General features: G+C 71.4%; 12 protein-coding genes. 6 read left to right on the top strand and 6 right to left on the bottom strand.

The features are described 5' to 3' along the window. Window positions 1-189 precede the first annotated feature (189 nt). The 3 genes from ACWGDX_RS26825 to ACWGDX_RS26835 all read left to right on the top strand — a co-directional run bounded on the left by ACWGDX_RS26825 (window position 190) and on the right by ACWGDX_RS26835 (window position 3,967). A complete protein-coding gene (locus tag ACWGDX_RS26825) occupies window positions 190-1,422 on the top strand; it encodes an aromatic acid exporter family protein (protein ID WP_453629549.1) in 1,233 nt (410 codons plus the stop codon). A 483-nt stretch (window positions 1,423-1,905) separates the two neighbouring features. Continuing rightward, window positions 1,906-2,553 (top strand): LAETG motif-containing sortase-dependent surface protein, encoded by a 648-nt coding sequence (locus ACWGDX_RS26830; RefSeq protein ID WP_453629551.1) that lies wholly within the window; start codon window positions 1,906-1,908, stop codon window positions 2,551-2,553. A gap of 319 nt (window positions 2,554-2,872) precedes the next feature. Continuing rightward, window positions 2,873-3,967, top strand: a complete 1,095-nt coding sequence (locus ACWGDX_RS26835) for a PHP domain-containing protein (protein WP_453629553.1) — start codon at window positions 2,873-2,875, stop codon at window positions 3,965-3,967. Window positions 3,968-4,092: 125 nt separating this feature from the next. On the opposite strand, the gene ACWGDX_RS26840 is transcribed toward ACWGDX_RS26835, so the two are convergent. The 4 genes from ACWGDX_RS26840 to ACWGDX_RS26855 form a co-directional block, all read right to left on the bottom strand. Beyond that, window positions 4,093-4,767, bottom strand: a complete 675-nt coding sequence (locus tag ACWGDX_RS26840) for an HAD family hydrolase (RefSeq protein WP_453629555.1) — start codon at window positions 4,765-4,767, stop codon at window positions 4,093-4,095. A 124-nt stretch (window positions 4,768-4,891) separates the two neighbouring features. Next, window positions 4,892-5,632, bottom strand: a complete 741-nt coding sequence (locus ACWGDX_RS26845) for an SRPBCC family protein (protein WP_453629556.1) — start codon at window positions 5,630-5,632, stop codon at window positions 4,892-4,894. A 98-nt stretch (window positions 5,633-5,730) separates the two neighbouring features. Next, entirely contained in the window at window positions 5,731-6,408 is a 678-nt protein-coding gene (locus tag ACWGDX_RS26850; RefSeq protein ID WP_453629558.1) for an ArsR/SmtB family transcription factor, read from the bottom strand. Between the two features lie 98 nt (window positions 6,409-6,506). Next, a complete protein-coding gene (locus ACWGDX_RS26855; RefSeq protein ID WP_453629560.1) occupies window positions 6,507-7,571 on the bottom strand; it encodes an NAD(+)/NADH kinase in 1,065 nt (354 codons plus the stop codon). A gap of 420 nt (window positions 7,572-7,991) precedes the next feature. Between ACWGDX_RS26855 and ACWGDX_RS26860 the strand changes: the two genes are divergently transcribed. After that, on the top strand, window positions 7,992-8,975 hold the full coding sequence (locus ACWGDX_RS26860) for a DUF2382 domain-containing protein (protein ID WP_453629562.1): 984 nt from the start codon (window positions 7,992-7,994) through the stop codon (window positions 8,973-8,975). Between the two features lie 526 nt (window positions 8,976-9,501). On the opposite strand, the gene ACWGDX_RS26865 is transcribed toward ACWGDX_RS26860, so the two are convergent. After that, window positions 9,502-10,131: a COG4315 family predicted lipoprotein gene (locus ACWGDX_RS26865; protein WP_453629563.1), complete on the bottom strand. Its 630-nt coding sequence runs from the start codon at window positions 10,129-10,131 to the stop codon at window positions 9,502-9,504. Between the two features lie 453 nt (window positions 10,132-10,584). On the opposite strand from ACWGDX_RS26865, the gene ACWGDX_RS26870 reads away from it, so the two are divergent. Continuing rightward, entirely contained in the window at window positions 10,585-11,169 is a 585-nt protein-coding gene (locus ACWGDX_RS26870) for a TMEM165/GDT1 family protein (protein WP_453629565.1), read from the top strand. A 161-nt stretch (window positions 11,170-11,330) separates the two neighbouring features. Here ACWGDX_RS26870 and ACWGDX_RS26875 read toward each other — a convergent pair whose 3' ends face one another. Next, window positions 11,331-12,410, bottom strand: coding sequence for an iron-siderophore ABC transporter substrate-binding protein (locus ACWGDX_RS26875; RefSeq protein WP_453629567.1), 1,080 nt, complete (start codon window positions 12,408-12,410; stop codon window positions 11,331-11,333). Between the two features lie 31 nt (window positions 12,411-12,441). Here ACWGDX_RS26875 and ACWGDX_RS26880 point away from each other — a divergent pair, with 31 nt between their 5' ends. After that, window positions 12,442-13,641 (top strand): FecCD family ABC transporter permease, encoded by a 1,200-nt coding sequence (locus tag ACWGDX_RS26880; protein ID WP_453629632.1) that lies wholly within the window; start codon window positions 12,442-12,444, stop codon window positions 13,639-13,641. Window positions 13,642-13,643: the final 2 nt, after the last annotated feature.

Consider the following 13,643-nt stretch of genomic DNA (forward strand, 5'->3'; position numbering starts at 1 on the left):
CTTCCTCCAGCGTCTGCGTCCCCGGACCCCGGCTTCGCGGGGGAGGCGCCTCTCCAGACTCACCCGGCGCGCCGGGGTGTGCGACCGGTCGGGACGCCCAATGGCCCTTCGCCGGGTCCGACTCAGCCACACGGCCCTATCGGGAACCCCGGCGGGTCCCGCCGGTCCCGGCACGGGAAGGGAGACGTCGTGGGCGATGTCCGAACCTCAGTGAGCGCGCCGGTGGCGGAGTCCCTGAAGCGGCTCCGGGAGCCGGCCGTCGCCCAGACGCTGCGCTCCACCGCCGCCGCGACCATCGCCTATGTGGTCGCCCTCCAGCTGAGCGACGAGACGGCCCCGCTCACCGCTCCGCTGACCGCCCTGCTCGTCGTGCAGGTGACCCTCTACTCGACCCTCACCACCAGTGTCCGCAGGGTGAACTCCGTGGTGGCCGGGGTGCTGGTCGCCATCGCCTTCAGCGCGCTGGTCGGGCTGTCGTGGTGGAGTCTGGGGCTGATCATCCTGGCCTCGCTCGTCGTCGGCCGGCTCGTCCGGGTGAGTGAGTTCGTGCCCGAGGTCGCGATCAGCGCCATGCTCGTCCTCGGGGTGACCCGGGTGGCGACCACGGCGTGGGACCGGGTGCTGGAGACACTGATCGGCGCGGTGGTGGGGCTGCTGTTCAACTTCCTGTTCGTGCCGCCGGTGTGGGTCGACACCGCGGGCGAGTCCATCGAGGACCTCTCCCGCCGGATGCGCCGGCTGCTGCTGCGTATCGGTGAGGGGCTGACCGGGTCGATCCCGGTGGAACGGGCGGTGGCCCGGCTGCACGAGGCGCGGCGGCTCGACCACGACATCAGCGAGGTGGACGCGGCGCTGCGGCAGGCGGAGGACAGTCTCCGGCTCAACCCCAGGGTGAGGGAGGGGCTGCTGCACCGGGTGGTGCTCCGTACCGGTCTCGACACCCTGGAGATCTGTACGGTCGTGCTGCGTGTGCTGGCCAGAACCCTCGCGGATCTCGCCAAGGAGCGTACGGAGGAGGCGCTGTTCCCGCCGGAGGTGGGGAACGCGCTGGAGGATCTGCTCGCGCGGGTCGCCGACGCCGTCGTGAGCTTCGCCGTCCTGGTCACCACGGAGGTGAGCGAGAGCGCGGAGCGGGCGGAGGCACGGTTGTCCGCGGATCTCGCCGCGGCGACGAGGAGCCGGGAGCGGGTGGCGCGGCTCCTGCTGGTGGGCGTCCAGCGGCATCCTCGTCAGTGGCAGCTCCATGGCGCGCTGCTGGCGGAGATCGACCGGATGCTGGACGAGCTGAACATGGAGAACCGCTCCCAGCGCCTGATGGAGGAACTGGACCGCGCCTCGCGGGAACAGCGCGAACGCCATCCGCGGCTGGCCGCGGCACGGCAGTGGGTACGGCGACGGCCGCGGCGCGGCGGCCGTCGGTGAACGGGCGGGGACACGGGTGGGGACACGGGTGCGGGAACAGGCCCGGGAGCGGGCGGGACACCGGTGCGGGGACGGCGTCATTTCCCGCGCGCGCATTCCGGAATCCGGCCGCCGCACTGGCGCGAATCACTCGCCGACGCCGCAACGAGAAACTCTGGCGCATTAATTGACGCAAACTTTGCTCAATGTGCAATGGTCCCGGTCACATTCGGGGAAGGGCGCTCGGGCTCACCGTCCAAAACCCGGCGGAAATGGGCGTCATCAGCGATGACACCCCGATCCGATCGGCCGGCCGCGATGTGATCACGCTCTCCCGGCCTGCCCCTTTCGCCCGGTGCGCGACCCGCCATCACCCCTCCCACCAGGGACATGAGGCCCGTGGAGAGGCTGAGTTGGGTGGGGCGGTTGATGAGGTCATGGCCGATGGCGATACTGTGCGCCCGCGCCGTCATCGTGGGCGGCGCGGGTAATTCGGAGGAATCTGTGACTCTATTCAGCGGATCATGGCGGCGCAGAGGCGCCCTCATAACAGCCGCGACGGCAGGTGCGCTCGCTGTCGGCCTGTCGGCCGCTCCGGCGTTCGCGCACACGCCGACGTGGTCGGTGACGTGCTCGGAGGTCAGCCTCGACCTGACCGCCTACGGCAACAGCGACAAGAACACCGTGACGGTCACCGTGGACGGCAAGGACCTGCTGCCCACGGAGAACTTCAAGGACAGTTTCCACAAGAAGCTCACGCTTCCGGAGCACACGAACGAGCTGTCCGTCCGTCTGATCGTGAAGGCGGCCGACGGCGACCAGTTCAACCGGGACGAGACCAAGACGGCTCCGGTCTGCGAGGGGACCACCCCGCCGCCGGCGGAGTCGACGCCTCCCGCGCCGTCGGAGACCCCCGCGGAGACTCCTTCCGAGGAGGCTCCGGCGGAGACCGCTCCGGCCACGCCGACCGAGGAGCCCACCAGCTCCGAGGCCGCGCTTCCCTCGTCGCAGCCGAGCCCCGCCGGGGACAACCTCGCCGAGACGGGTTCTTCGAGCGCCACGCCGATGATCGCCGGAGCCGCCGCTGTCGTGGTGGTCGCCGGAGCGGGCATCATGTGGGCCGCGCGCAAGCGTCGTACCGTACAGAACTGACCTCACGCTCCACGCACCACCCCGTCGCCACGCCGGCAGCCGTCCACACCTTCACCGCCAACACTCGGCGGCCTGGACGGCGCTCATCCGGCCGAGAGGCATGGACCGGCCGACAGCCCACCAGGCCCCGCCTGGGGCGCGTCGCCCGGACTCCGTAACGGCGGGAGGCGTGCGCGTCGTCGCACCGGGCCACGGTGAACGACGAGCAACGGTCCAGGCAGGCCCCGCGGCACATCCCCCGTCTGCGGGGCCTCGCCATGCGCGGCGCCGGACCCGCGCCGAGAATGGCCGGGACGCGACCGACACCCTGGGGGCGCCCATGGATCCGGTGGAGGCTCTCGACAGGATCGCCTTTCTGCTGGAACGCTCACTGGCCGGGACCTACCGGGTCCGGGCGTTCCGTACCGCCGCCGAGGTGGTGGCGGGCATGTCCCCCGACGAGATCGCGCGCCGCACCGCGGCCGGCACGCTGAGCGGGGTCCGGGGCATCGGCCCCAGAACGGCGGAGGTCGTCGAGGAGGCGGTCGCGGGTTCCGTCCCCGGCTATCTGGCACGGCTGGAGCGGGAGGCCGGAGCGCCGCTCGCCGACCACGGGCACACCCTGCGCGCCGCGCTGCGCGGCGACTGCCATCTGCACTCGGACTGGTCGGACGGCGGCGGTTCCATCGAGGCGATGGGGCGGACGGCCGCGGCGCTCGGTCATGAGTGGGCCGTGCTCACGGACCACTCCCCGAGGCTCACCGTCGCACGGGGTCTGACGGCCGAGCGGCTGCGCGAACAGCTCGATGTGATCGCGGAGCTGAACGAGCGGTGGGCGCCGTTCCGGCTGCTCACCGGGATCGAGTGCGACATCCTGCCGGACGGTTCGCTCGATCAGGAACGGGAACTGCTCGACCGGCTCGATCTGGTGGTCGCGTCGGTGCACTCGAAGCTGCGGATGGACGCCGCTCCGATGACCGCCCGGATGATCACCGCCGTACGCGATCCGCTCACCGACGTCCTGGGGCACTGCACCGGCCGGCTGCTGACGGCGCGCCGGGGAACGGGCCGCCGGGACCGGCGCGAGGGCGGCAGGCCCGAGTCGGAGTTCGACGCGGAGGCGGTGTTCGCCGCCTGCGCCGAATCCGGTACGGCGGTGGAGATCAACAGCCGCCCGGAACGGCTCGACCCGCCCCGCCGGCTGCTGCGCGAGGCGGTCGCGGCCGGGGTCTTCTTCGCGGTCGACACGGACGCCCACGCGCCGGGGCAGCTCGACTGGCAGCTCCTCGGCTGTGCGCGGGCGGAGGAGTGCGCTGTACCGGCGGACCGGGTCGTCAACACCTGGACGGCGGAGGGGCTACGGGAGTGGACCCGGACCCGCGAGACCCCGTCCCCCGGGAAGACCGGGTCCCCCGGGACCGGGTCCCGGAAGTGAGCGGGCGCGGGTCCGGACGCCGGCACCGTGTCGGGTGTGAACCGTCCGGGCCGTCCGACGGGACCGCTTCCGGGGCTTCCGGGGCCCGCGCGGCGGCGCCCAGCGGCGGTGATCAGCGGCGGTGATCAGCGGCCGTCGAGCTCCGCGAACACACTCGTGTCGAGACGGGCCAGCAGCGCGGTCGGGTCCTCGTAGACCGCCGTGGCGCCCGCCGATTCCAGCGCGGTACGCGGAATGCCGCCCGACAGCAGGGCGACGGCACGCACACCGGCTCTCGTCGCCGCCTCCACGTCCCAGACGGTGTCTCCGACGAACACCGCCCGCTCGGCGGACGCCCCGGCCAGTTCCAGCGCCCGGTACACCGGGTCGGGCGCGGGCTTGCCCACGACCGCGCCGTTCGAGCCGACCGCGGCCGTGATGACCTCGTCGGCGTCGAGCGCACGGCGCAGCGCGGCCAGTTCGGCCTCTCCGGCGGAGGAGGCGAGGACGATCCGCCAGCCGCGGTCGTCCAGTGACCGCAGCAGATCGGCGGCCCCCTCCAGGGCGGGCAGCCGGTCGAAGTAGGTCGCGTACAGGGTGGTGTGCGCGGCGCTGATCACGGCGTCCTGATCGCGGTCGCGCTGATCACCGAGGAGACGCGCGATCAGTTCACCGGCGCCCAGCCCGATCGAGTGGTGGATCCCGGACATCGGCACCTTGTGCCCGGCCTGGCGGAACGCCTCCCACCAGGACGTCACATGGAGGTGATTGGTGTCGACAAGCGTTCCGTCGACATCGAACAGTGCCGCGCGCGTGGCCATGGGTGTCGCTCCCGTCCGGTCGGGCCCCAGGGCCCCGGGCCTGGAGCAGCGCCTCGATCATGCCGTCTCCCCCGGCCGCGACGGCCTCTCCCGTACCGCTTCGGCGCGTCCCCGGGCCCACGGGCTACGCGTAGAGCCCGTCGAGCCAGTTCCGCCACGCGCCCTCGATCCGCTTGGCGTCGGCGCCCGGGGCGAAGTCGTGCACGCTGATCCCGACGGGCGCGCCGAAGTGGTTCCTGCCGAAGAGCCGGTACATCGCCGCATCCGTGCGCAGCCCGACGAAGTACGGATCGCGGTAGTCGACGACCGCGTCCACGGTCCCCTCGGCGGGCACCTCGACCCGTACGGTGGCTCCCTCGGCCGCGTCGTCCGGCAGTCCGAGTCCCCGGCCCGCCACCTCGAACGCGCCCGGCGCGACGGAGGCCGCGGGACCGTCGGTCGTCGCGAACACGACGGACCGCCCGGCGAAGTAGCGCAGATACTCGCGCAGGGTGTGCATGTAGAAGTCGGTGTGCTTGCTCGCACCGTCGTACTGGTTGTCCCAGTCCTCGACGAAGATGCCGCTGTGTACGTAGCGCACCCAGGAACCGCCGCCCTCGCGGGGCTCGATGAGGTAGTCGACCTGGTTCAGCGTCTGCTGCTCGATGCCCTCCGCGCTCTCGGTACGGGCGGTCAGCCGCCTCTGCGGGTCCCATGCGGTGATGGTGCCGCCGTACGGGGCCGCGCCGCCCTCGCGGGGTTCGTACTCCATGGGCCACAGCCAGCCCCCGGTACCCGCGGTGACCGCTTCCCAGACCTGCTCGGGGCTCGCGTCGACCTCGAACTCACGGACGATCTCGAATTCCTTGGGGGATTCCTCGGACATGATGGGTGACTCCTCAGACGCGCCGGGGCGCATGGACGACGTACTTGCCTTACGTGCCTTACTCATAACGCGTGTCTTACTCGTAACGTTTGTCTTGCTCATGACGCCTCTTCGACAGGGGCGGGGCCCGTGCCGATGGCGGTCGGCGCGGCGCCGTCCGGCGGCGCTGCGCCGCCCGTTGTCATGGCGCCGACGGGTTTGACGGTGGGGTGGAGCGCGACGACGATCCGGTGGTCACGGCCGGACTCCGCCCGCTCGTCGTGGTACTTGGCGATCAGCGCGCCGACGCCGCGGGTCAGCTCCTCGACGAACGCGGCGCGGTCGGCCGCCGAGCCGAAGCGCACCTCGCCGTCGAGCGCGTAGGTCGCCAGTCCCTTGCGTGCCTTCGTCGCCCCGGTGATCAGGGCGCCCACGTCCCGGACGAGCCGTGCCGCGACCGCGAGCAGCCAGCGCGCGGACAGCTGGTCACGGAAGCGGCCCGGGTCGGGCTGCACCGCGGCCAGGGCGAGCGGCGAGATGACGTACGAGGCCGCCGTGGCCCGCATCAGCCGCTCGGTGACATTGCCCTTCCTGCGCTCACCGGCCAGCTCGACCAGTCCGTGCCGCTCCAGCGCCCTCAGGTGGTAGTTGACCTTCTGCCGGGGCAGCCCGACCCGTCCGGCGAGCATCGTCGCCGAGGCGGGTCCGGCGGCCAGCTCGGCGAGCAGCCGGGCCCTCATGGGGTCCAGCGAGACGGCTGCCGCCGCCGCGTCCTCGATCACGGTCACGTCCAACATGGCTTCACCCTATTCACCGACAACTATTTTTGTCCAGACTGATTCACCTGTCGGCGAGAGGACTGCCGGTGGGACGATGGACCAGGAGGGACGATCGGTCAGGAGTGCGACGGAGCGGGTGGCAGCCGCAGATGCGCCAGATCGGCGGGGACAGGGCTGTCGGGCCGGAAGAGCGGGGAGGACTCCCCGTCGGCGGCGGTCGCGGGCGCGTCGGCGAGCCGGAAGCGCTCGCGCAGCCTCGTGTAGAAGTCGGTGGGCCCCAGCCGGACCAGCCGCAGCCGGTACTGGGCCCCGTACACACCGACCCAGTCCCCCGGATCCAGTACCCCCCGGAGCTGGCCGTCGATGCTGAGCGCCGCCTCCCCCGAATGAGGCAGGACCCGCACGGCCACCGGCTCGTCGGGAGCGGCCACGACCGTGCGGTCGAAGGTCATGTGCGGTGCCACCGGTGTGAAGACCACGGCGTCCATGTGCGGGGAGAGCACCGGACCGCCGGCCGCGAAGCTGTACGCGGTCGAGCCGGTGGGGGTGGCCACGATGATCCCGTCCGCGGAGTACGAGGCCAGGAGCCGGCCCGCGACATAGATCCCCAGATTGACCTGCCGGTCACGGGCGAGCTTCTCCAGTACGACATCGTTGACGGCGATGATGTCCAGGGCCACCCCCCAGCCCCCGCCCTCCGTGGTGTCGGGACGGACATGCGGCGGCGGCAGCGCGGGACCGCGTCCGTAGCGGAGCAGCGCCTCGACCCCCGACGGCATCTCCAGCGCGCGCGAGGCCCGCATGGTGAGGGTCATCCGTTCCTCGATCGTGGCCCGCCCCTCGTGGACGGCGTCCAGCGCGCGGGTGACCTGGCCGGCGGGGACCTCCGTCAGAAAGCCGACGCGGCCCAGATCGACCCCGAGCACGGCGGCGCCGTTCTCCGCCGCGATGCGCGCACCGCGCAGAAAGGTCCCGTCGCCGCCGAGGGTCACGACGAGATCGGGATTGCCCGCCGAGAACGCCTCCTCCTGGCTGTCGTGGCGCGGTTCGTGCGCCTTCCAGACGTCAATCTCCTTGTAGGGGATGTCGTGCGCGCCGCACCAGGTGTAGACGGCACGGGCCGCCTCGACGGCCTCTTCGCGGCCGTGGTGGACGACGAGACCGATACGTTTCACAGCCATGCTCGCGCTCTCCGTACTCCGTACCTCACGGATCCGTACCGCTCGTCCGACGCTCGCCGGGTCCTCGTCCGGTCCACGCCGGGGCCTCGCCCTGCGCTCGTCCCGCACACGTCCTGTGCGCGTCCGTCCGTAATCCGGGCCGTCCCCGCGGTGAAGGGCTGCCGGTGAAGGACTACCAGGGACGGCGGCGGAAGAATCCGGATCAACTACCTAATATTCACCCGAATGGCGGATATCCGAAACAGGACGCCACCCCCTGTGAACGCTGCCCGTACGCCAAACGGGGGCCAAACCGCGTGAGCCCCCGGGTCTCCCCCGGTTGCCACCGGACCAGGACGGAGGCGCGATGGAGTCGTGCGCGCCTGACCGTGAGGGGCCAATCCCGCAGACGCGCTTCCCCCACGCGAGGAGTGATCGCTGATGTCAGCCGATGGCGTGTTCAACGACCCCAGCAGGCTCACGGGGCTGCCCGTGTACGACAAGGAAGGCGACAAGATCGGCAACGTCGGCCAGGTCTATGTGGGTGACCGCACGGGCCGCCCGGAGTGGGTCACCGTGAAGACCGGTCTGTTCGGTATGAACGAGAGCCTCGTCCCGCTCACCGGCGCCCGTCGCGCCGGCGAGGACATCCATGTCCCTTACGCCAAGGAGACCGTCAAGGACGCACCGCGGCTGGCGGCCGACGAGCATCTCGACCCCGGTCAGGAGAAGCAGCTCTACGAGCACTACGGCCTGGCGACCACGGGGGCGGGGCTGGGCATGGCCGAGGGTACCGGTACCGCCGCCGCGACGGCGGGGACACGGACGGGGACCGGCACAGCGGCGGGCATGGGTACCGGAACGGGGATGGGCACCGGACCGGGGACGGGTACGGGCACGGGAGCGCGCGGTGGCATGTCCGCCGGCGCCGCGATGCCCACGGAGCCCGCTTCGGCCGCCGCGGGAGGCCAGGGACGGCCCATGGCGGGGATGCGCGGAGCCGAGTCGGGTGAGGCCAAGGAGATGGGCGAGGAACTCATCCGGTCCGAGGAGCAGCTCCACATCAGCACCGAGGAGCGCGAGGTCGGGCACGCGCGGCTGCGGAAGGTGGTCGTGACCGAGAGCGTGACCGCCTCCGTGCCGCTCAGCCATGAGGAGGTCCGGGTCATCCATGAGGCGATCGCGCCGGAGGACCGTCCCCGTATGGGCCGCTCCCCCATCAGCGAGGCCCAGACCGAGGTGGTTCTCCACGCCGAGCAGCCGGTCATCAGCAAGGAGACCGTTCCCGTCGAGCGTGTGCGCATGGAGACGGAGAAGGTCACCGAGCAGAAGGAGGTCTCGGCCGACGTCCGCAAGGAGCAGATCGAGTACGACACCGACCAGACCGGCCAGGACTTCGGCGGCAAGCGCGGATCCCGGCACTGAGACGCACTGAGACGTAGGACCTGCGTGCCCCCGCCCCCACGACGTGTGTGGCCGGCGGGGGCCAGGTACGTCCGGGCGGTGACGAGGTCGTCGGAGGCGTCGGGTTCGGAGTCTTGGCGGGGGTCGTCGGGTGAGGAAGGACATCGGTGGCGGGCGGCTTGGGAAGGACATCGGTGGCGGGCGGCCTTCGGCGGAAGGGCTGAAGCCCCGTCGGCGCACGCGGTGTCGTCCTCGCCGGTCACGGCTGGTCCCGGTGATCCTCGCGCCCGGTGCGACGGTGGGGGCGTCGGGCAGGAGGGCGGAGCTGTCGATGGTGACCTGATCCTGTCCACCGCCGGACCTGGGGGCCGGGCTTGGGGAGGCCCTGGTGGAGCGGGCCGACTTGCCGCCGCCGCTGCTGCTGTTGTTCGAACAGCCGACCAGGGCGGTCACGCGGACGGCGGCAAGTATCGCGGCCAGTGGTGCCCGGCCGGTGCCGTGCGAGCGCGGCATGACTTCTCCGGGCTGTCGGACCCATCGACGGCGGTCAGTAGTCGCTGGAGCTGGGGCTGGCGCTCTCGCCGGCGCTCTCACTCGCGCTCGCGCTCGGACTCGTGCTGGAGACCGGCGTGGTGATGGCCTTGCCCGCGGCGTCGAGGACGTACCACTTGGCGCCGAAGGCCGTCAGACCCTGGCCGTTGGTCTCGCCGGGCTTCTTGTCGCCCTCGAACCGGTACAGCGGGTGGTTGTTGTACGTGACCTGCTTGGTGCCGTCGCTGCGGGTCGTGGTGGAGAGCAGGTTCTGCTTCACACCGCCCGTACCCGCCTTGGGCGTGCCGGTGCTCTCCAGTCCGGGCGGCCAGGCCTTGGCGCAGCCTCCCTTGCAGGTGGACTCCTTGGTCTTGTCGGCTTCGAAGAGGTAGAGCGTGCGCCCCTTGTCATCCACCAGGATCGTCCCGAGTGGCCCGCTCTTGGCGGAGATCGTGCCCACGTCGTCCGACGCGTTCACCGAGGGGCTCACCGACCCGGAGGGGGTGGGCGAGGCGGCCGCGAAATCGGCGGGTGCCTCGGCCCGGGACTCGGAGCCGCTGTCGCCGCTGTCCGAGCATCCGGCGAGCGCCGTGGCACAGAGCACGGCGGCTGCCACCGCGGTGGCTGTCCTGATGTTGGTCCTCATCCAGGCTCCTCAGATCCGGCCGCCCAGGGGGCAGCGTTCCAACCGCCAGATCGCGGCCACTGAACCCACTACACGACAGACCCGGATCACGGGCCACCGGACAGGGCCGTCCGGCGTACGGCCGCGGTGGAGGCGGCCGTACATCCGTGGTGCGGGCGGCGCGGGGCGGGCGGGACGGCCCACCGCCGTACCGGCTTCCGTCACTCTTCCGGGGGTGGGGTACTGTGGGTGACCGCGAAGGGGAGTAGCCCCGCGAACCGGTCGTCGACACACTGGAGCCCCAGGGTTCCCGGTGGCCGGGCCCGTCGATCCGGCGGGCGGGCGAGACCTTCGGTCAGGCATTGACGTACCCGTGTCCCACGGGTGCACCGTCGTGCCGGGCCGAGTGGTCCTCCTGCTCCTCACGGCGCTTCACGAAGACCCGGGTCCGGCCCTCAGAGAAAGCCACCCGGAATGTCTCTCGACCCCCTGGCGATCATCACCGCCTTCGGGCTGATCTTCCTTGCGGAGCTCCCCGACAAAACCATGTTCGCGTCCCTGGCCATGGGTACGCGTATGCGTCCGCTCTATGTCTGGTTCGGTACGTCGACGGCGTTCATCGTCCATGTCGCCATCGCCGTCGGGGCGGGCAGTCTGATCGGACTGCTCCCCGGCTGGATCGTCAAGCTCGTCTCCGCGCTGCTGTTCGCCTTCGGCGCCTTCATGCTGCTGCGCGGCGGGGGCGACGACGAGGACGAGGAGACCCGGACGAAGACGGTCACCGGGTTCTGGCCGATCTACTCGACCGCCTTCATGGCCGTGTTCATCAGCGAGTGGGGCGACCTCACCCAGATCACCACCGCCAATCTCGCCGCGAGCAACGGCACCTGGTCGACCGCGATCGGTTCGGCCGCGGCGCTGATGTCCGTCTCCGCGCTGGCGCTGCTCGCGGGCCGTTTCATCGCCACGCGGGTCCCCCTCAAGACCGTCCAGCGCATCGGCGGGCTGTGCATGCTCGGCCTCGCCGTCTGGTCCGTCGTGGAGATCTTCGTGGGCTGACGGCCCGTACCGCCACGGTGGGCCGACGGCCCGTACCACCGCGGTGGGCTGACGGCCCGTACCACCGTGGCACCGGAACACGTCGGCCCCCGCCCTGTCCCGGGCGGGGGCCGATCCTGGTCCACGGCCTGCCCCGTGGTCCATGGCCTGTCCCGGGCGGGTCAGCCCTTCGGGGCCAGGTGCTCCTTCAGCACGGTGAGCACGTCACGGGCCGCCGTGGGGCCGGTGTTGAGATAGAAGGCGTCGTCATCGACCGGTATCGCGGTCTTCCCTGCAACGGCGGACAGGGTCGGCCACAGCGGTGCCCCGGTGAGCGCCGAGGACTTGGACCCGGCTCCCTGGACCCCGTAGAACAGCCAGTCGGCGTCGGCCCGGTCGAGCTGCTCGTTGCTGATGTCCTCCGACGTCTCGTCGAAGCGCTGGCTCTCGGGCCGTCCGATCCCGGCGTCCTCGGCGATGCCGCCCGTGAACGAGGGCACACCGAAGACCCGCAGACGGTCTCCGTTGAGCCGCAGGAAGGACACCGTGACCGGCTTGTCGAGCGCCTTGCCCAGTGCGACGGCGTCGGCGTGGAACTCGTCGAGGATCGACCGCGCCCGCTCGGTCTTCCCCAGCCCGTCGGCGACGAGCAGGAAGTCCTGCTTCCAGTAGAGCCCGGTGCCCTGGGTGGCGATGGTGGGCGCCAGCTCGCTCAGCGCGGTGTAGAGACCCTTGGCGTTCTTGCCCGCGGTGTTCATCAGGATCAGATCGGGCTTGATATTGGCGATGGTCTCCAGATCGGGGTCCACCCGGGAGCCCACATCGACGACCTTCGCCAACGCGGCGGCGTCCTGCGGGAAGTCCTCGGTCAGATAGCGGGGCACGAGATCCGCGCCGTCGCCCCGGGTCGAGCCGACCGGCACGGTGCCGAGCGTGAGCAGCGCGTCGGCCTGGCCCGTGGAGATGACCACGACCTTGCGCGGCTCGGCCCCGATGGTGGTCCTGCCCTCGAAGTGGCCGACCGTACGCGGGAATTCGCCGTCCGGTTCGCCGCTTCCCATGCCCTTGGGCACGGTACGGGGCGCGGTGTGGACGGCGGCGGCCGAGGGCGCGGCGGCGCCCTGGCCGGCCGGCGCGGCGGTGGCGGCCGGGTCCGCCGAGTCGGCGGAGCAGCCGCTGAGCAGCAGGGCGCCGGCCACGGCGAACCCGCTGACCGCGCGGGTGAGATGGGCAGTGAGATGAAGATCACGGAAGCGGTACACGAGTGATTAGCTTAGGCTTCCCTAAGTGTCGATGAGTAGGTATGACGGTGATGCGATAGATCACACATCCGGAGGTACGCGCTCCGCGGACCGGGAGCCGCCGGACGGCGAGCCGACGGTCCCGCCTCCGGCCGATGCCCCGACCGCCGGTGCCCCGACCGCCGATGCCTCGACCACTGGCACCTCGACCACTGGTACTTCTCTTGGGGCCATCGGTCCGCGCGAACGCGGGCTCCGGCGCGGGCGGCTGTTCGTCGCGCTCGTGGTCTGTCTCGGTGTCGTGCTGCTGCTCGTCCTGGTCAGTCTGGGAGTCGGCGCCCGGAGCATCCCTCTGGAGACCGTGTGGCGCGTCCTGCTGCGTGACGACGGGAGCCCGGAGGCCATCATCGTCCGGCGGCTGCGGATGCCCCGTACCGTTCTGGCCGTCACGGTCGGCGCGGCGCTCGCCCTGGCCGGAGTCGTCATGCAGGCCATCACCCGTAACCCGCTCGCCGAGCCGGGGATCGTGGGGGTCAACTCCGGCGCCTCCTTCGCGGTGGTGGTCGCGATCGCCGGGTTCCAGGTCACCAGCGTGTCCGGCTATGTATGGTTCGCCTTCGCCGGGGCAGTTCTGGCCGCCCTGCTCGTCTACACGCTCACCTCCGGCGCCGCCCGGAGCCACCATCACACCCGGCTGGTACTGGCGGGGGCGGCGCTGTCGGCGAGTCTGGGCGCCTGTACGGGAATCCTCACCATGTTCGACACGGACGCGTTCGACTCGTACCGGTTCTGGGTGGTGGGCTCGCTGGAGAACCGCGGTACGGAGGCACTGACCGCCGCCGTCCCCTTTGTCGTCGTCGGAACGCTGATCGCGCTCGCGCTCGGCCCCTCCCTGAACGCCCTCGCGCTGGGCGACGAGACCGGCGCGGCACTCGGGCTCCGGGTGTCCTGGGTCCGCGCGGCCGGATTTCTCTCGATCATGCTGCTGTGCGGTGCCTCGACGGCCGCCGCGGGGCCGATCGCCTTCGTCGGACTGGTCGTTCCCCATGTCCTGCGGCTGGTCCTGGGACCCGATCTGCGCCGGCTGCTGGCCTTCTCCCTGCCGGGCGGCGCCATCCTGCTCCTGGTCGGTGACATCGCGGGACGGGTGATCGCTCCCCCGGGCGAGATCGAGGTCGGTATCGTCACCGCGTTCATCGGTGCGCCCGCGCTGCTGTGGCTCGTCGTCCGTCGGAGGGCGGTCTCCTCGTGAAC

The sequence above is a fragment of the Streptomyces sp. NPDC055025 genome (assembly GCF_053608565.1).